This is a genomic window from Pseudomonas sp. SMV7 (assembly GCF_052041995.1).
Classification (GTDB): domain Bacteria; phylum Pseudomonadota; class Gammaproteobacteria; order Pseudomonadales; family Pseudomonadaceae; genus Aquipseudomonas.
Window position 1 is genome coordinate 74080 of sequence record NZ_JBKGGT010000022.1, and the last position, 18037, is coordinate 92116.

An 18037-nucleotide genomic window follows, 5' to 3' on the forward strand; every position below is an offset into this window, starting at 1 on the left:
CGAGACGAAGCTGTGCCTATCGGTTCTGCCTGAACCGCCGCTCACAACAATAATCACCCGGAGCACTCCCATGCTGTTAACAGGAAAATTTGCCGTCATCACTGGCGCCGCCTCGCCCCGCGGTATCGGCCGCGCCACTGCCCAGGCGTTCGCCGAACAGGGCGCCAAGGTCGCGATTCTCGACCTTGATCCAACCGCCGCCGCCGAAGCCGCCGCTTCCCTCGGCGAAGGCCACATCGGCCTGGCCGCCAACGTTGCCGATGAAGCGCAAGTGCGCGATGCCATCGCCCAGGTCCTGGCGCAGTTCGGACGGATCGACGTGCTGGTCAACAACGCCGGTATCACCCAGCCAGTGAAGACTCTCGACATCACTGGCGCGGACTATGACCGCATTCTGAACGTGAACCTGCGTGGCACGCTGCTGATGTCCCAGGCGGTCATCCCGACCATGCGTGCGCAGCAGGCCGGCAGCATCATCTGTTTGTCGTCGGTGTCTGCCCAACGCGGTGGCGGCATCTTCGGCGGCCCTCATTACAGCGCCGCAAAGGCTGGCGTACTCGGCCTCGGCAAGGCCATGGCCCGGGAGCTGGGGCCGGATAACATCCGCGTCAATTCGATCACCCCTGGCCTGATTCACACCGATATCACTGGCGGCCTGATGCATGATGAACGCCGTCACGCCATCATCGAAGGCATCCCGCTGGGGCGCCTGGGCGAGGCCCGGGATGTCGCCAATGCGGCATTGTTCCTTGCCAGTGATCTGTCCAGCTATCTCACGGGCATTACCCTGGATGTCAACGGCGGCATGCTGATCCACTGAGCATCCGCCGCATCGTGACCGGCGCCCGAGCCCGGCGCAGGTCACGCGTTCGATAACAACAAGAGATCAGAACGAAATGACCACACTAGCGCTCGATGCGGTGTCCGCCGCACGCAGCAGTGCCTACCGCAAGACGGCCTGGCGACTGATGCCCTTCCTCATGCTCTGCTACCTGTGTGCCTACCTCGACCGGGTCAATGTCGGCTTCGCCAAGCTGCAGATGATGGACGACCTGGCCCTGTCCGAAGCGGTCTATGGCCTGGGTGCCGGCATGTTCTTCATTGGCTACTTTCTCTGCGAGGTGCCCAGCAACATCATCCTGCACAAGGTCGGCGCCCGGCGCTGGATTGCCCGCATCATGATCACCTGGGGCATCATCTCGGCAATGTTCGCCCTGGTGGAGACGGCCTGGCAGTTCTATGCCCTGCGCTTCCTGCTGGGTATCGCCGAGGCAGGCCTGGCACCTGGGCTGCTGCTGTACCTGACCTACTGGTTCCCCTCCTATCGCCGGGCGAAAATGACTGCGCTGTGGTTTATCGCCATTCCGCTCTCGGGGATGATTGGCGGCCCGCTGTCAGGCTGGATCATGGAACGTTTCGCCGGGGTGCACGGCTGGGCGGGCTGGCAGTGGATGTTCCTGCTCGAAGCCATCCCCACGGTGCTGGTGGGGATCCTGGTGCTGAGCTACCTGAAGGATGGCGTCGACCAGGCACACTGGCTGAGCGACGAAGAAAAGGCCCTGGTGCGCAAGGAACTGGCCGAAGACGAGCAACACAAGGTCACGCATGGTTCGGTGTCCGATTTCATCCGCGACCGTCGCCTGTGGTTGCTGGCCGGCATCTACTTCTGCGTGGTGATGGGCCAGTACGCGATCACCTTCTGGCTGCCTACGCTGGTGCGCAATGCCGGTGTCAGCGAGCCCTTGCACATCGGCCTGCTGACCAGCCTGCCGTACCTGTGCGCCATCGTCGCGATGCTGCTGGCCGGACGCAGTGGCGACCGCCACCGTGAGCGCCGCTGGCACCTGGCGATCCCCATGCTGATCGGCGCCCTGGGCTTGAGCCTCGCCGCCGCGCTGGGCAGCAGTCTGACCCTGTCGATCCTCAGCCTGTGCCTGGCTGCGGCCGGGGTGCTGTCCGCTTCCTCACTGTTCTGGATGTTGCCTACCACGCTGCTCGGCGGGGTTTCGGCAGCAGCCGGCATCGCCGCGGTGAACAGTTTCGCCAACCTCGCCGGGTTCTGCTCGCCGTACCTGATCGGCTGGGTTACCACCACCTTGGGCAGCAACGCCATCGGTATGTATCTCATCACCGCCGTGCTCATCCTTGGCGCCTTCCTGGTGTCGCGAGTACCGGCTCATCTGGTCAATCGCTGATTCGAAAAAGGAGTCACCCCCATGACTGCTGTGCCTTCCACCAACGAGGCGCTGCCACTGGCTGTGCGCGCCCGCAATATCCGCCGCCATGCATTGCGCATGGGCCAGGTCCAGGGCCAGGGCTATGTCGGCCAGGCCTTGGGCGCTGCCGACCTGCTGGCCGTCGCGTACTTCCACGCGCTGCGTATCGACCCCGACAACCCTGAGTGGGAGCGGCGCGACCGCTTCTACCTGTCCATCGGGCATTATGCGATCGCCCTCTACGCCGCGTTGATCGAGGTCGGCGTGATTCCCGAGGAGGAGTTGGAAACCTACGGCAGCGACGATAGCCGTCTGCCTATGTCAGGCATGGCCGCCTATACCCCTGGCATGGAAATCACCGGCGGTTCGCTGGGCCACGGGCTGGGCATCGCGGTCGGCGCCTGCCTCGGGCTCAAGCGCAAAGGTTCGGACAGCTGGGTGTACAACCTGCTGTCCGATGGCGAGCTGAACGAGGGTTCGACCTGGGAGGCGGCGATGTCGGCCAGCCATTGGCGCCTGGACAACCTGATCGCGATCATCGATGTGAACAACCAACAGGCCGATGGCCACGCCAGCGAAGTACTGGCCTTCGAGCCGATCGTCGAGCGTTGGCAAGCGTTTGGCTGGTTCGTGCAGCGAGTGGATGGCAATGACCTGGATGCGCTGGTCAGCGCCTTCGACCAAGCCCGCGCCCACCCGGCAGCACAACCGCGGGTGATCATCTGTGACACGCGCATGGGCAAAGGTGTGCCGTTCCTGGAAAACCGCGACAAAACGCACTTCATTCGCGTCGATGAAAACGAATGGGATCTCGCCCTTGAGGCGCTGGACGCCGGGAGCCAAGTATGAGCACAGTGAATGCACCGAAAAAACGCCTGACCACCTCGGCCATGATCGCCTCGATTGCCGCCGAGGGTCAGCCAACCCGCGCTGCCCCGTTCGGCCATGCCCTGGCCAGCCTGGCCGAGCACCGCCAGGATATCGTCGGGCTCAGTGCCGACCTGTCCAAGTACACCGACTTGCACATCTTCGCCAAAGCCCACCCCGAGCGGTTCTACCAGATGGGCATGGCCGAGCAGTTACTGATGAGCGCTGCCGCTGGCATGGCCCGCGAAGGCATGACCCCCTTCGCCACTACCTATGCGGTATTCGCTTCGCGTCGGGCTTATGACTTCATCTGCATGGCGATCGCCGAAGAAAACCTCAACGTCAAGATCGTCTGCGGTTTGCCTGGCCTGACTACCGGTTATGGCCCGAGCCACCAGGCCACGGATGACCTGGCGATCTTCCGGGCGATGCCCAACCTGATGATCGTCGACCCCTGTGATGCGCTGGAAATCGAACAGGCCGTGCCGGCGATCGCCGCCCACCAGGGGCCGGTGTACATGCGCCTGCTGCGCGGCAACGTACCGTTGGTACTGGATCGCTACGACTACCGCTTCCAGCTGGGCAAGGCCCAGGTGCTGCGCGGTGGCCGCGACGTGTTGCTGATCGCCAGCGGCCTGATGACCATGCGTGCCCTGGAGGCTGCAGAGCAGTTGCACAAGGATGGCGTGGATGTGTCGGTACTGCATGTGCCGACTATCAAGCCGCTGGATGAACAGACCCTCCTCGCCGAGGCGCGCAAGCCTGGGCGCCTGGTGGTCACGGCGGAAAACCACTCGATCATCGGCGGCCTTGGCGAGGCGGTGGCGGGCGTGCTGCTGCGTAACGGGGTCACGCCCACCTTCCGCCAGATCGCACTGCCGGATGCATTTCTCGATGCGGGTGCGCTACCGACATTGCATGACCGCTACGGGATATCCACCGACGCGGTGTCGAGGCAGATCAAGGCGTGGTTGTAGCGCAGCCAGTCGTTGCGGGTCAGGCTGGGATGGCACCGGCTTAGCCGGTGTTTGCGGGTGACACCGCTACCACAGGTTGTGCGCAGCGTTTGCGAACAGCCTGTGCAGCCAAGGCGATCGCCAAGTGACAAACCGTCACTATCGCCGAGGGTATACTCTTTGCGGTGCCTTGGCCTGGCGAACAGTTGCATCCGGAGAGTGCCCAGTACGAGCGCCTGAACACGAATTTCAGGGCTAGATGCTCGTAACGCTGGACGCTTCTCTCCAGCAACAACCCGCCACGGTGGAAGCCCGGATTTCATGGACTGATTTCTGGACCATAAAAGCCCGGATGCCCATGGAACGAAGCGGCTTTGACTGAAACGAAAAAAGACGCCTAAGCGTCTTTTTTCAATGACCTACAGACTTCCATGGAAATCTATAGGCCGATATTTGGAGCGGGAAACGAGACTCGAACTCGCGACCCCGACCTTGGCAAGGTCGTGCTCTACCAACTGAGCTATTCCCGCGTCGTGATGGGTGCCATTCTAGCGATTTCCAAAATGGCGTCAACCCCTTGATTCAAAAAACTTTTTATTTCCGTTCCGAGCCTTCACGCAGGTGCGGCCAGGCGGCCAGCAGGTAGTGCACCATCGACCACAGCGTCAGCCCCGCCGCCACCAACAGCAGTGCGTAGCCGAGGATGACCCAGAAGGTCACGGCCGGCGGGTTGGCCAGCAGGATCACCAGGGCCAGCATTTGCGCGGCAGTCTTCCACTTGCCCAGGTTGGACACCGCCACCTGCGCCCGTGCCCCCAGTTCGGCCATCCACTCGCGCAGTGCCGAGACCACGATCTCGCGGCCGATGATGACTGCCGCCGGCAGGGTCAGCCAGAAGTTGGCGTGGGTCTGCACCAGCAGCACCAGCGCCACCGCCACCATCAGCTTGTCGGCCACCGGGTCGAGGAAGGCGCCGAACGGCGTGCTCTGCTGCAGGCGACGCGCCAGGTAACCATCCAGCCAGTCGGTAGCGGCGGCGACGGCGAACACGCTGCTGGCAGCCATGTAGCTCCAGTGGTACGGCAGGTAGAACAGCAGGATGAAAATCGGGATGAGCAGGACGCGCAGAACGGTGAGCAGGTTTGGAATATTCATCGGTACGACTGGCGGCAAGTTGAGCCCGGCATTCTACTCGCTATGCAGGCTGGCATAAATCGACTCGGCAAGCTTTTTACTGATGCCGGGGGCCTTGGCAATTTCGTCGACACTGGCGCGGTTGAGTTCCTGCAGGCCGCCGAAATGTTTCAGCAGGTCGCGGCGGCGCTTGGGCCCTACCCCGGCCACATCCTCCAGGCTGGACACCCGCCGCGCCTTGCCACGCCGTGCGCGGTGGCCGGTAATGGCGAAACGGTGCGCTTCGTCGCGGATCTGCTGGATCAGGTGCAACGCCGGTGAATCGCCCTTGAGGGTGAATTCGTGATGCACATCATTCAGGTACAGGGTTTCGAAGCCGGCCTTGCGCGTTACGCCCTTGGCCACGCCGAGCAGGGTCAGGTCAGTAAAGCCCAGCTCCTGCATGACGTCGCGGGCCATGTTCAGCTGGCCTTTGCCACCGTCCACCAGGAGCACGTCGGGCAGCTTGCCCTCGCCGTCGCGAATGCGCCCGTAGCGGCGGGTCAGCGCCTGGTGCATGGCGGCGTAGTCGTCGCCGGCGGTGACGCCTTCGATGTTGAAACGGCGGTAGTCGGACTTCAACGGGCCTTCCGGGCCGAACACCACGCAGCTGGCCACGGTGGCCTCGCCGCTGGAATGGCTGATGTCGTAGCACTCCAGGCGCTGCGGCACTTCGTCCAGGCCCAGCACCTCGGCCAGCGCTTCGAAGCGGGCGGCCATGTGCTGGCGGTTGGCCAGGCGCGCATTGAGAGCCTGCTCGGCATTGGTCACTGCCAGCTGCTGCCAGCGAGCGCGGGTGCCGCGCACGCGGTGGCTGATGGCCAGTTCGCGGCCACGCAGGGTCTGCAGGGCTTCGCCGATGGCCTCGAAGTCTTCATGCACCACGTTGACGATCAGCTCGCCGGGCAGTTCGCGCTCGGCATTGCCCAGGTAGTACTGGGCAAGGAATGCGGCCATCACTTCGGCCACCTCCTCCTCGATGCCAACCTGCGGGAAGAAGTTCTTGCTGCCCAGCACCCGCCCGCCACGCACGCTGATCAGGTGCACGCAGGCGCCGCCGGGGTTGACGAAGGCGGCGACGACGTCGACGTCACCACTGCCGCCTTCGATGTATTGCTGGTCCTGGACCCGGCGCAACAGGGCGATCTGGTCACGCAGCTCGGCGGCCTTCTCGAAGTTGAGGGCCATGGCCGCCTTCTCCATTTCCGCATTCAGCTCGTTGCCCAACTGCTGGCTGCGGCCCTCGAGGAACATCACCGAGTGACGCACGTCTTCAGCATACTCCTCGGTGCCTACCAGCCCGGTGCACGGCCCTTTGCAGCGCTTGATCTGGTACTGCAGGCACGGCCGGGTGCGGTTGGCGTAGTAGCTGTCTTCGCACTGGCGCACGGAAAAGGCCTTTTGCAGCAGGCTGAGGCTCTCGCGTATGGCACCGGCGCTGGGATACGGGCCAAAGTAGCGGCCCTTGGCCTTCTTCGCCCCGCGGTGAATGCCCAGGCGCGGAAATTCACCGTCGGAAAGAAACACGTAGGGGTAGGACTTGTCGTCGCGCAACAGGATGTTGTACGGCGGCCGCCACTCCTTGATCAGGTTCTGCTCCAGCAGCAGCGCCTCGGTTTCGTTGGCGGTGATGGTGGTTTCGACCTGGGCGATGCGCGCCACCAGCGCGGCGGTCTTGGGTGCCAGGCCGGTCTTGCGGAAATAACTGGCCAGGCGCTTCTTGAGGTTCTTGGCCTTGCCTACGTAAAGCAGGCGAGCTTCGCCATCGAACATCCGGTAGACGCCCGGGCGACCGCTGCAGGTCGCCAGGAAAGCGCTGGCATCGAAAACTTGGGACATGAGGTTCTACAGGCTTGCGTCGACCATACCGTGGCGAACGGCCAGCAAGGTCAGTTCGACGTCGCTGGTGACCGAGAGTTTTTCAAAGATCCGATACCGGTAAGTATTGACGGTCTTGGGCGAGAGGCACAACTTGTCGGAGATGATCTGCACTTTCTGGCAGCCGACGATCATCAGGGCAATCTGGATTTCCCGTTCCGACAGGGCATCGAACGGCGAGCCCTGTGGCTGGAAGGGTTTCAGTGCCAGCTGCTGGGCGATCTGCGGGCTGATGTAGCGCTGGCCGGCAAAGGCCAGGCGGATCGCCTGGACCATTTCGTCAAGGCCGGCGCCCTTGGTCAGGTAGCCGGCGGCACCGGCCTGCAACAGCCGCGTGGGGAACGGGTCCTCCTCGCACACGGTCACGGCAACCACCTTGATGTCCGGGTGGCTGCGCAGCAGTTTGCGGGTGGCCTCGAGGCCACCGATGCCGGGCATTTTCACGTCCATCAGCACCACGTCCGGCTTCAGCTCGCGGGCCAGCTTGAGTGCCGACTCGCCAGAGTCCCCCTCACCCACCACCTGCAGGCCGTCGATGTCGGCCAGCATGCGGGTAATACCGGTTCGTACCAGATCGTGATCGTCAACCACTAGGACCCTAATCAAGCACACACCTCGTCAGCAGGGCGATTGGATCCCGCCACCTTAACAAAATTTTTCATGGCGGGCCTAACGCATTCCTTCTGTCAGAAAAGACTGAGCTTCAGCGCTGAACGGTCTTACTGTCTGCCGTGGCCTGGCATTGTGGGTCAAACGCGCCATCAAGTGCCAAAGTGCTGCCTGATCGTCGCCCGACAACTGCCGGAAAGCTGCCAGCAAGCCGGCCTCATCCATGCTCAGCCCCTCCAGTGCTGCCGGGGTGCGCGTGCCGTTGAGCACATACAAGGCATCCACGCCCTGGGCCGCCAATGCTGCCAGGTAATCGAGCCTGGGCGTGCGTTCGCCACTCTCGTACTTGCCCTGGGCGTTGGGTTCGACCCCACCGATCTCGCCAAACGCTCGCTGGGTCATGCCCAGGCGCTCACGTTCTTTCCGCAACCGCGGCCCGATTCCATCCATAGCGGTTCTCCTGTTACCAGGGCTCACTATGCCGATGCTCTTTGGCCACTACAAGCCACCATTAAGCTATCAATCGATCGTGCGCTGCATGCGCACGAAACATTCGTCCTCGCCCATTTCGACAAAGCCGTGCCGCTGGTACAACAGGCGCGCCGGGTTACTGCGAAACACCATCAACCGCAACAGCGGCAGGCGGCGCTGCCTGGCCCATTGCGCCAGTTGCTCCAGCACCCAGCTGCCGATACCCCGCCCACGCTGCTCGGGAAGCAGGTGCAGTTCGCGGATGAACAACGCCTGACGGTCCTGGCTGAGGCTGCAAAAGCCCAGCAGGGCATCACCTTCGGTGACCAGCCACTGCTCACGCCAGCCCCAGGCTTCGTCGAACGCTTGCTCGAGCCACAACAGGCCGTATTCGCGGTAGTACGGCAGCATGGCACGCCGCGTCAGATCGCGGGCGAAGGCACAGTGGCTGGCGTTGGCGGGGGTAAGGCTCAGCGGCATCAACTGTCGGGCTCCTGGGTTCGTCAATCCTGGGCGTAGCATACCGGCGAGCTGCCGGGGCCTCGTCTATCCAGCTCGTCTTCAAGCCACTCGGCCAGAACCCGGGCATTGTTGCACTCGGTGTCCGTGCCGGCGTAGAGCAAGGTCAGCGTACCCTTCCCTGCCACGTCCAGCAGCGGATACCAATGCACGGGATGAGCTGCCAGCTCTTGCCGGTAGCGCTGGGTGAAACCGGTGAAGTCCACGCTTCCCTGATGAAATGCCTTGCGCAACTCATCCGACGGCGCAACTTCGCGCAACCACTGCCCGTGCAGATCCTCCTTGCGCTTGTTGCGCGGCCACAGGCGGTCGACCAGCACCCGTTGGCCATCGCCTGGCTCAACCGCATCGTAGACACGCTTGCAGCGAATCATCGGTTTTCTCCTGGCTTTACCGTCTGTCATCAGACTAGGTAATTCATTGATCGAGGTCACGGCCAGGCGGCGAATTGTTTCTATGCTCTAGGCCTTCGGCACCTTCGCCAACGCCAACCGGAGCCCTCATGGCTACCCCGCTATTGGCCAGCCAGCCGCAGCTGGCGCACAAACCTGGGCGCGCCACCATGGCGTTGTTCTTCGGCCTGCTGCTGGCCGGCCTCGCCTACAGTGCCTGGAGCCTGAAACAGGACGTGAGTGCCAGCGGTACGGTGGTCACCACGGCCACACCCTTCCTGCTGCTGGGGCTGGCGTTGCTGATTGCCCTGGGCTTCGAGTTCGTCAATGGCTTCCATGACACCGCCAACGCAGTCGCCACGGTGATCTACACCCACGCCCTGCCAGCACCTGTGGCGGTGGTCTGGTCCGGCCTGTGCAACTTCCTTGGCGTACTGCTTTCCAGCGGTGCGGTGGCGTTCGGCATCATCGCCCTGCTACCGGTGGAGCTGATATTGCAGGTCGGCTCTTCAGCCGGCTTCGCCATGGTCTTCGCCTTGCTGCTGGCGGCAATCATCTGGAACCTCGGCACCTGGTGGCTGGGCTTGCCGGCCTCTTCTTCGCACACCCTGATCGGTTCAATCATCGGCGTCGGCGTGGCCAATGCGCTGATGCATGGGCGTGACGGCACCAGCGGCGTGGACTGGGCCCAGGCCAGCAAGGTCGGCTATGCCCTGCTGTTCTCTCCCCTGATCGGTTTTGTCTGCGCCGCACTCCTGCTGGTGGCATTGCGGGCGCTGGTCAAGCGCCAGGCACTGTACCAGGCGCCGCAGGGGCAGACGCCACCGCCGTGGTGGATCCGCAGCGTGTTGATCCTGACCTGCACCGGGGTTTCCTTTGCCCATGGCTCCAACGACGGCCAGAAAGGCATGGGCCTGATCATGCTGATTCTGGTCGGCACCCTGCCGATGGCTTACGCGCTGAACAAGACCATGCCCAATGAGCAGGCGCTGCAGTTTTCCGCCATTGCCGAGGTGACCCGCCAGGCGCTGGTAAGCAATGCCCCGCAAACGGCCCCGGCCGACCCGCGCCAGCTGCTCGCCCGCTTCGTTGCCGAACCCAAGGCCAGCCCGCAACTGGTACCGGCACTGGCTGCGCTGACCGGGACGATCGGCGAAGAAGTCAGCGGCTACGGCTCGCTCAAGCGTGTACCGGCCGAGGCCATGGCCAACGTGCGCAATGACATGTACCTGGCCAGCGAAGCCATCCACCTGATCGAGAAATACCAGCTGGTGACCTTCGATGCCGACACCCGCAGCCAAGTGCAGCTGTTCAAGACCCAACTGGACGACGCCACCCGCTACATCCCGCTGTGGGTGAAGGTAGCCGTGGCCATCGCGCTGGGGCTGGGGACCATGATTGGCTGGCGGCGTATCGTGGTGACGGTTGGCGAAAAGATCGGCAAGACCCATCTCAGCTATGCCCAGGGTGCGTCTGCGGAAGTGGTGGCAATGTGCACCATTGGCGCGGCGGACCTGTTCGGGCTCCCCGTGTCGACCACTCATGTGCTGAGTTCAGGGGTAGCCGGGGCCATGGTGGCCAATGGGTCAGGTATCCAGAAGCGCACGCTGGTCAACTTACTGATGGCCTGGGTGCTGACCTTGCCGGCGGCGATGCTGTTGGCCGGGAGCCTGTACTGGCTCCTGAGCCACATTTTCTGACGGGCTGGACGTGACGTGGCAGGCCCGGCCGGTGCATACCTGCAAGGTCGCTGTTGCCTGGTCAGCCAGGAATCTTCAGGCCACGCTGCACCGCTGGTCGTTCGAGGAACACCGCCAGCACCCGCTGCACTTCCTTGAACTGATCGAAACCGACCAGCTCGCGGGCGTTGTACCGCTCTACCAGGTTGCGCACCCAAGGGAAGATTGCGATGTCGGCGATGCTGTAGTCATCGACCATCCAGTCCCGCCCCTGCAGATGCCGGTCCAGCACGCCGAGCAGGCGCCTGGATTCGTTGACATAGCGGTCACGCGGGCGCTTGTCTTCATATTCCTTGCCAGCAAAGAAGTGGAAAAAGCCAACCTGGCCGAACATCGGCCCGATGCCGCCCATCTGGAACATCAGCCACTGGATCGTCTGGTAGCGCTGGGCCGGGTCGCGGCTCAGCAACTGCCCGCTCTTTTCCGCCAGGTACTGCAGGATCGCGCCCGATTCGAACAGCGCCAGCGGCTGGCCGCCCGGCCCATCAGGGTCGAGGATGGCGGGGATCTTGTTGTTGGCACTGAGGGAGATGAATTCGGGGCTCAGCTGGTCATCGTTGTCGAAACTGACCTTGTGCGGCTCGTAGGCCAGGCCGACTTCCTCCAGCATGATCGAAACCTTCACGCCATTGGGCGTGGGCAGCGAATACAGCTGCAACCGCTCGGGGTGCCGAGCCGGCCATTTACGGGTGATGGGGAACGCGCTCAGATCGGTCATGCCTGGCCCCTGCAGAAATGAAAGCTGCTACTTTAGGGACAACGCCGCGGTTTGACCATCGCCAGGCAGATGCAGAAGGCGCGGCTCCCTGCCACGCCCGAGCGGCAATCAGTAGCGCGGCGCCACAGCCTCGGCACCCTGCGAGATGATCACTTCGACACGACGGTTGAGCTGGCGCGATTGCGCATCGGCATTGCTCGCCACCGGGTACTCCTTGCCATAGCCCGCGCTGGCAATACGCGCGGTCGCCACACCCTGGCGACGCAAGGCATTGGCCACGGACACGGCACGCCGCTCTGACAGCTGCTGATTGAAGGCATCGCTACCGGTGGAGTCGGTGAACCCTTCCACCAGCACCTTGCGCTCCGGGTTGGCCAGCAGGTACTCGGCCAGTTGCCGGATGTTTCGCTGGCTACTGCCCCGCAGTTCCGCACGGCCGGTATCGAACAACACATCACCGAAGGTCACCACGGTACCGCGCTCGGTCTGTTTGGCCTTGAGCGCCTGCAGCGCCTTCAGTTGGGCGGTACGCACGTCCAGGCGCGCCTGGGTACGTTGCGCCTCGATACCCTGCAGGCCGGCTTCCGCCTGACGCAGCAGGATGGTCTGCTCGGCGCTGTCGATCTTGCGCTGGGCCAGGTAGGCCAGCTGCTCGACGTCGGGCGATTTCCGATTGTTCAGTGAAACCCCTTCGGCCTTGCCCAGGGCGATGTAGGCTTCCTGGGTTTCCAGTGCGGCAATCCGGCTGGACTCAGGCTTGCCCTGCAGTACCGAGTAGGCCTCACGGGCTTCCAGCAGGCGGGCGTTTTCCGGCGTGGCAGCGCAGCCGGCCAGCAGCAGGCCAAGTAGCGAAACCATTGTAAACAGTGGGCGTTTCGACATGTTCGTGTCCTTCAGTGGATGGCGTTCTGCGGCGCTTCGAGCATTTCCTGGCGAAGCACCTCGATCCCTTTGCGGGCGGTATCCAGTTGTTCCTGGCGTTTACCGGCCATGGCCTTGCGCTCGGCCAGGCGGGCATCGGCCTCGGCCTGCTCGGCCAACCGACGGACCTGCTCGAGGTCGCCCTGGCCAAGGGCGCGGTCCATGGCGCTGAGTTTTTCCTGGGCCGCGCGCATCTCGACCGGGGCATATTGCGTGGCATCGGCAGACACCGCGCGGTTGACGGCGCTTCGCGTCAGTTCGATCTGCTCGCTGGGCACCAGGGCGCTGGCGCAGCCGCCGAGCAATACCAGCGAGCCGATGAGCAGGCTTTTGACTGTGGATCTGGCACGCATGAAGGGTCTCTCCTTGAATGCGTCTGCAAAGGTCTCGGGCACGGCATTGCCGCCGTTGCCGGAGTGTCGATGCAGAGGGTTGGGAATGAACCAGGATGGGGCGAGAAACCCGCCCGCGTCAGCGGGCCGGGCGAAGGGGCAGCGTGAAACGTGTGGTCATCCTGGGCTTCTTGTGGTGAAGACGCGGCCAGAGTAGTGCGAAAAGCGGGAAGCCCAAATCGGACCTATCGCTGAAAGACGTGCGATTCTTCAACAGGCAGGCGGCATGGCGCCGGTCTCAGCCTTGGCCATGCGCCTTGAGCTTGAGCTTTTCCGTGTCCACGCGCACGAACACCGAGTCGGCGCTGACCGTCAGTACATCGCCGGCCCAGACCTCGCAGAGCACCCGCGTCTTGCGCCCGACCTCACCTTCCACGCGGGCCTTGAGCAGCAACTCGACGCCCATCGGTGTCGGTTTCAGGTAGCTCAGGTTGAGCGTGCCAGTGACGCAATCGATACGCGGCAGGCTGCCCGCTTCGCGGCCCTCGGCGCGGTAGTGGTAGGCCATCGCCGTCCAGTTGGAGTGGCAGTCCACCAGCATCGCCAGCAAACCGCCGTAGACCAGGCCGGGCCAACCGATGAAGGTGCTGTCCGGGGCATGCCGGCATAACAGATGGACGCCGTCGGTGTCCCAGTGGCTTTGCAGGTGCAGGCCACTGGGATGGGAGCAACCACAGCCGTAGCAGGTGCCGTCGGGTGCAGCCAGGGCCTGGAGGGAAAGGGGCTGGTCGTTCATACGCTTCCTGTGCTTGTTGGAATGGGGGCGGATAACGCCCCCATTTAAGCAGAAACATCAGGCCGTCTGGGTGACTGCCTTGCCGCGCTTCTGGGTCAGCGACACCAGCAGGATGAACACGGTCACGCCTGCGGTCATCAGGGTCTCGTAGCGGTAGGCATCGCTGAACAGCATGTAGCCCAGGACCATGACGATGGTGCCGATCACCAGCCAGGTCAGCCACGGGAACAGCCACATCTTCAGTTCCAGCTGGCGCCCCTCACGCTCGGCACGGGCACGCATGCGCAGTTGCGACACGGCAATCACCAGGTACACCAGCAAGGCGATGGCACCGGTGGTGGACAGCAGGAAGCCGAACACTTTGCCAGGGAACACATAGTTGACGAAGCAACCGGCGAAACCGGCCAGGGTCGAGAACAGCACCGCCACGGTCGGTACGCCAGCGCCGGAGATACGCTTGGTCACGCTCAGCGCCTGGTCACGGGCACCCAGCGAATAGAGCATGCGCGACGCGGTATACAGGCCCGAGTTCATGCAACTGGTCACGGCCACCAGCACCACCAGGTCGACCAGCAGCTTGGCACCCGGCACATTCAGCACTTCCAGCACGCACTGGAACGAACCCACCGCTTTCAGCCCGGGGTCGTTCCAGGCCACCAGCGACACCACCAGGAAGATCGACGCCAGATAGAAGATGGCGATGCGGTACACCACCAGGTTGGTGGCGCGGCGGATCTTGTCTTTCGGGTTGGCGGTTTCATCCGCGGCAATGGTCACGATCTCGGCGCCGAAGAACGAGAAAATGGTGATCAGCACGCCACCCAGCACGGTGCCGAAACCGTTGGGCATGAAACCGCCGTGGTCCCACAGCCGGCTGACCCCGGACACCTCGGCCAGCGGCCAGACGCCAGACACTGCCAGGCTGCAGACCGCGATGAAGGCGATGATCGCCACCACCTTGACCAGGGCGAACCAGTACTCGAAGGCGCCGAAGTTCTTCACGCTGATCAGGTTGGTACCCGACAGCACCAGCATGATCAGGAAGGCGAACAACCAGGACGGCACAGCGGGGAAGTAGGCATGCAGGATATCGGCGCCGGCGATCGCCTCGACCGGGATGATCAGCACCCAGAACCACCAGTACAGCCAGCCGATGGTAAAGCCGGCCCAGGGGCCGATGGCTTCGGTGGCATAGGTGGAGAACGAGCCGCTATTGGGGTTGGCGATAGCCATTTCGCCCAGCATGCGCATGACCAGCAGCACCAGCAGGCCGGTCATTGCATAGGAAATGAGGATGGCCGGGCCAGCGGTGGCGATGGCGTTGGAAGAGCCGATGAACAGGCCGGCGCCGATGATGCCGGCGATAGAGATCATGGAAACCTGACGGGAGGTCAGGCCGTGCTGCAGGGTGCGCTGTTTGTTGTTGTGTAGCGAAGCCATGAACAACCCTCGAATGGCTCGGCCGCGGCGAAGCGGCGGAAGACTGGAGCAGAATTCTGGTCAATTTCTGGTGTTGGTTATTGTTGTTTTGCAGATGCTGGAAAACGTACTGGCCTCCTCTTCGCACAACCGGTTGTCATGATTGATCCAGGTCAGTATTAATCTATAGGCCGGGGTCAACAAACGACCTTTTCGAAACACATGATTCCGCTACGGAATGAACTTCTTCCTTTTTTGCTCGGTAGTTACCCCTCATGTCCAAACGCCTGATGCCTTCGACCACCGCCCTTCAGTGCTTCGAAGCGGCCGCGCGCCACCTCAGCTTCACCCGCGCGGCGCAGGAACTGCACCTGACCCAGAGCGCAGTCAGCAAGCAGGTGGCACAGCTCGAGGACATGCTGGCGCATTCGCTGTTCCAGCGCATTCGGCGACGCCTGCACCTGACCCCGGCCGGGGCGCTGTACCTCACCGAAGTGAACAAGATCCTCACCCAGATCGACATTTCCAGCCGTTACATCCTCAGCTATGGCGACGAGACCGAAGTGCTGCGCATCGCCACCCAGCCCACCTTCGGGGCGCGCTGGCTGGTGCCGCGGCTGAAGGGTTTTGGCGACCGCTACCCGCGCATTCACCTGGACATCCGCAACGAGCTGGAGCCATTCGACCTGGTCCAGGCCAAGGCCGATATCGCCTTCTTCTTCGGCCAGGGCACCTGGCCCGGGGCAACCTGCATCGAGCTGTTCAGCGAAGAGGTGGTACCGGTGTGCAGCCCGCAGCTGCTGGCCAGCCACCGTTTCGACAGCGCCCAGGCACTGGCCGAGCACCGCCTGCTGCAATGCGTGTCGCGTCCGGAAGCCTGGCACGAATGGTTCCTGGGGCTGGGCTTGCACAGCCAGAACAGCTACCACGGGCCGCGCTTCGACACGTTCTACCTGTGCATCCGTGCGGCCATTGCCGGCTGCGGCATCGCCTTGATCCCGCGCTACCTGGTGGCCGAAGAGCTGAGCGAGGGCAAGCTGGTGGTGGCCTGGGACCACCCGGTGGCGAGCAATGGCCGGCATTTCATCGCGCATGCCGAGCATGCCGCCGAAGTGCCCAAGATCCGGGCCTTTGTGCAGTGGATCCGCGAGCGGGTGGCTGAGGGGGATTGAGTTAATCTGGACCGGCCTCTTCGCGGGCTCGCCCGCTCCCACAGGTACTGCACAGAATTCGAACCTGTGGTGATCCTGTGGGAGCGGGCAAGCCCGCGAAGAGGCCGGCACAGCCAACACAACTCAACGGCCAGATCACGAATCCATGGAATGACCCCAATCGAATAATTCGTTTGCGGAATAATTGGCCAACACGCTTGGATAATAAGAAACCCGAACAAAGGTCCGCGTGCCCATGAACCAGGAAAGTATCAGCCAGTCCATTGCCATCGTTCATCCGATCACACTTTCCCATGGCCGTAATGCCGAAGTCTGGGACACCGACGGCAAACGCTACATCGACTTCGTCGGCGGTATCGGCGTACTCAACCTGGGCCACTGCAACCCGGCGGTGGTCGAGGCGATCCAGGCCCAGGCCAGCCGCCTGACCCACTCAGCCTTCAACGCCGCGCCACACGGCCCATACCTGGCGTTGATGGAGCAACTGAGCCAGTTCGTTCCGGTCAGCTACCCGCTGGCAGGCATGCTCACCAACAGCGGCGCGGAAGCCGCAGAAAACGCCCTGAAAGTGGCCCGCGGCGCCACCGGCAAGCGCGCCATCATCGCCTTCGACGGCGCCTTCCACGGCCGCACCCTGGCGACCCTGAACCTCAACGGCAAGGTTGCCCCGTACAAGCAACGGGTCGGGGAACTGCCCGGGCCGGTCTATCACCTGCCCTACCCCAGCACCGACACCGGGGTGACCTGTGAACAGGCACTCAAGGCCATGGACCGCCTGTTCAGCGTCGAACTGGCGGTGGAGGACGTCGCCGCATTCATCCTCGAGCCGGTGCAGGGCGAAGGCGGCTTCCTCGCCCTTGACCCGGCCTTTGCCCAGGCCCTGCGCCGTTTCTGCGACGAACGCGGCATCCTGATCATCATCGACGAGATCCAGTCGGGCTTTGGCCGTACCGGCCAGCGCTTCGCCTTCCCCCGGCTGGGCATCGAGCCGGACCTGCTGTTGCTGGCCAAGAGCATTGCCGGTGGCATGCCGCTGGGCGCGGTGGTCGGGCGCAAGGAGTTGCTGGCGGCACTGCCCAAGGGCGGCCTGGGTGGCACCTATTCGGGCAACCCGATCGCCTGCGCGGCAGCCCTGGCCAGCCTGGCGCAGATGAGCGACGAAAACATCGCCACCTGGGGTGAGCGCCAGGAGCAGGCGATCGTTCGCCGTTTCGAGCGCTGGAAGGCTTCGGGGCTGACGCCGTTCATCGGCCGCCTGACTGGCGTCGGCGCCATGCGCGGCATCGAGTTCGTCAATGCCGACGGCAGCCCGGCGCCGGCGCAACTGGCCAAGGTGATGGAGACGGCAAGGGCCAGGGGCCTGTTGCTGATGCCCAGCGGCAAGGCCCGGCACATCATCCGCCTGCTGGCGCCGCTGACCATCGAAACCGAGCTGCTCGAAGAAGGCCTGGACATTCTCGAGCAGTGCCTGGCGGAGCTGGGCTGAAGGTTACAGGCCGAGTTCCTGCGGCGTGAGCATGTCGGACTCGAAGGCAATCCAGCCGCCTTCGAGTTCGGCGTGGCCATTGACGATCGGGCCGTAGTAGGTCAGGCCGTTCTCCAGGGTCACACAGATGTGCGTGGCGGACTTTTCCGGGGCTGCGAGCGTACCGACGAAATGCACCTTCTTCAGCGTTTCGGTGACGGCCTCCAGGCCAACGCGCATGCCTGGGTTCTCCGAGGCTTCGGCGTCGCCGCCACGGTCTTCGGCGCTGACGGTAATGGTTGCGATGTACGGGTACTGGGTGCTCAAGCGGGGTTACCTCGGTGGGTGGGTAGGCGTATGGGCGCGTAGAGTACGGCAGGTGGTCTCTATTGTC

Annotated in this window: 19 protein-coding genes and 1 tRNA gene; 7 read left to right on the forward strand and 13 right to left on the reverse strand. The window is 63.4% G+C overall.

Annotation, left to right across the window (positions count from 1 at the left end; all coding sequences use genetic code 11):
• Positions 1 to 70 precede the first annotated feature (70 nt).
• The 4 genes from ACLEJP_RS22175 (at position 71) to ACLEJP_RS22190 (ending at position 4060) form a co-directional block, all read left to right on the forward strand.
• Positions 71 to 820 (forward strand): SDR family NAD(P)-dependent oxidoreductase, encoded by a 750-nt coding sequence (locus ACLEJP_RS22175; RefSeq protein WP_186686905.1) that lies wholly within the window; start codon positions 71 to 73, stop codon positions 818 to 820.
• 76 nt (positions 821 to 896) lie between these two features.
• Complete coding sequence (locus ACLEJP_RS22180) at positions 897 to 2195, forward strand: MFS transporter (RefSeq protein WP_289133284.1); 1299 nt, start codon at positions 897 to 899, stop codon at positions 2193 to 2195.
• 21 nt (positions 2196 to 2216) lie between these two features.
• Positions 2217 to 3065 carry a transketolase gene (locus ACLEJP_RS22185; RefSeq protein WP_440809921.1) on the forward strand — a complete coding sequence of 283 codons (849 nt, stop codon included), beginning with the start codon at positions 2217 to 2219 and terminating at the stop codon, positions 3063 to 3065.
• On the forward strand, positions 3062 to 4060 hold the full coding sequence (locus ACLEJP_RS22190) for a transketolase family protein (protein ID WP_440809924.1): 999 nt from the start codon (positions 3062 to 3064) through the stop codon (positions 4058 to 4060). Before ACLEJP_RS22185 ends, ACLEJP_RS22190 begins: the two co-directional genes overlap by 4 nt.
• A gap of 433 nt (positions 4061 to 4493) precedes the next feature.
• Here ACLEJP_RS22190 and ACLEJP_RS22195 read toward each other — a convergent pair.
• The 7 genes from ACLEJP_RS22195 to ACLEJP_RS22225 all read right to left on the reverse strand — a co-directional run bounded on the left by ACLEJP_RS22195 (position 4494) and on the right by ACLEJP_RS22225 (position 9063).
• Positions 4494 to 4569 (reverse strand) — tRNA-Gly (locus ACLEJP_RS22195).
• 64 nt (positions 4570 to 4633) lie between these two features.
• On the reverse strand, positions 4634 to 5194 hold the full coding sequence (gene pgsA / locus ACLEJP_RS22200; RefSeq protein WP_289133290.1) for a CDP-diacylglycerol--glycerol-3-phosphate 3-phosphatidyltransferase: 561 nt from the start codon (positions 5192 to 5194) through the stop codon (positions 4634 to 4636).
• A gap of 33 nt (positions 5195 to 5227) precedes the next feature.
• Entirely contained in the window at positions 5228 to 7051 is a 1824-nt protein-coding gene (gene uvrC / locus ACLEJP_RS22205) for an excinuclease ABC subunit UvrC (RefSeq protein WP_440809928.1), read from the reverse strand.
• 6 nt (positions 7052 to 7057) lie between these two features.
• On the reverse strand, positions 7058 to 7696 hold the full coding sequence (gene gacA / locus ACLEJP_RS22210; protein ID WP_003251380.1) for a response regulator transcription factor GacA: 639 nt from the start codon (positions 7694 to 7696) through the stop codon (positions 7058 to 7060).
• A 63-nt stretch (positions 7697 to 7759) separates the two neighbouring features.
• A complete protein-coding gene (locus ACLEJP_RS22215) occupies positions 7760 to 8149 on the reverse strand; it encodes a helix-turn-helix domain-containing protein (protein WP_440809930.1) in 390 nt (129 codons plus the stop codon).
• Between the two features lie 69 nt (positions 8150 to 8218).
• Positions 8219 to 8650, reverse strand: a complete 432-nt coding sequence (locus tag ACLEJP_RS22220; RefSeq protein ID WP_440809933.1) for a GNAT family N-acetyltransferase — start codon at positions 8648 to 8650, stop codon at positions 8219 to 8221.
• A 23-nt stretch (positions 8651 to 8673) separates the two neighbouring features.
• Positions 8674 to 9063 (reverse strand): DUF488 domain-containing protein, encoded by a 390-nt coding sequence (locus ACLEJP_RS22225; protein WP_440809936.1) that lies wholly within the window; start codon positions 9061 to 9063, stop codon positions 8674 to 8676.
• Between the two features lie 128 nt (positions 9064 to 9191).
• On the opposite strand from ACLEJP_RS22225, the gene ACLEJP_RS22230 reads away from it, so the two are divergent.
• On the forward strand, positions 9192 to 10781 hold the full coding sequence (locus ACLEJP_RS22230; RefSeq protein ID WP_440809939.1) for an inorganic phosphate transporter: 1590 nt from the start codon (positions 9192 to 9194) through the stop codon (positions 10779 to 10781).
• A 61-nt stretch (positions 10782 to 10842) separates the two neighbouring features.
• Here the strand turns inward: ACLEJP_RS22230 and ACLEJP_RS22235 are convergent, their stop codons facing one another.
• The 5 genes from ACLEJP_RS22235 to ACLEJP_RS22255 form a co-directional block, all read right to left on the reverse strand.
• Positions 10843 to 11538, reverse strand: a complete 696-nt coding sequence (locus ACLEJP_RS22235) for a glutathione S-transferase N-terminal domain-containing protein (protein WP_440809942.1) — start codon at positions 11536 to 11538, stop codon at positions 10843 to 10845.
• 108 nt (positions 11539 to 11646) lie between these two features.
• Complete coding sequence (locus tag ACLEJP_RS22240) at positions 11647 to 12420, reverse strand: OmpA family protein (RefSeq protein WP_440809945.1); 774 nt, start codon at positions 12418 to 12420, stop codon at positions 11647 to 11649.
• Positions 12421 to 12431: 11 nt separating this feature from the next.
• Entirely contained in the window at positions 12432 to 12812 is a 381-nt protein-coding gene (locus ACLEJP_RS22245; RefSeq protein WP_440809948.1) for a DUF4398 domain-containing protein, read from the reverse strand.
• A gap of 277 nt (positions 12813 to 13089) precedes the next feature.
• Entirely contained in the window at positions 13090 to 13587 is a 498-nt protein-coding gene (locus tag ACLEJP_RS22250) for a PaaI family thioesterase (RefSeq protein WP_440809951.1), read from the reverse strand.
• A 57-nt stretch (positions 13588 to 13644) separates the two neighbouring features.
• Entirely contained in the window at positions 13645 to 15027 is a 1383-nt protein-coding gene (locus ACLEJP_RS22255) for an amino acid permease (RefSeq protein WP_440809953.1), read from the reverse strand.
• A 254-nt stretch (positions 15028 to 15281) separates the two neighbouring features.
• On the opposite strand from ACLEJP_RS22255, the gene gcvA reads away from it, so the two are divergent.
• Both gcvA and ACLEJP_RS22265 read left to right on the forward strand, forming a co-directional pair.
• Positions 15282 to 16178 (forward strand): transcriptional regulator GcvA, encoded by an 897-nt coding sequence (gene gcvA / locus ACLEJP_RS22260; protein WP_440809956.1) that lies wholly within the window; start codon positions 15282 to 15284, stop codon positions 16176 to 16178.
• A 235-nt stretch (positions 16179 to 16413) separates the two neighbouring features.
• Positions 16414 to 17664, forward strand: coding sequence for a 2-aminoadipate transaminase (locus ACLEJP_RS22265; RefSeq protein WP_440809958.1), 1251 nt, complete (start codon positions 16414 to 16416; stop codon positions 17662 to 17664).
• Between the two features lie 3 nt (positions 17665 to 17667).
• Here ACLEJP_RS22265 and ACLEJP_RS22270 read toward each other — a convergent pair whose 3' ends face one another.
• Entirely contained in the window at positions 17668 to 17970 is a 303-nt protein-coding gene (locus ACLEJP_RS22270; RefSeq protein ID WP_440809961.1) for a hypothetical protein, read from the reverse strand.
• Positions 17971 to 18037 lie beyond the last annotated feature (67 nt).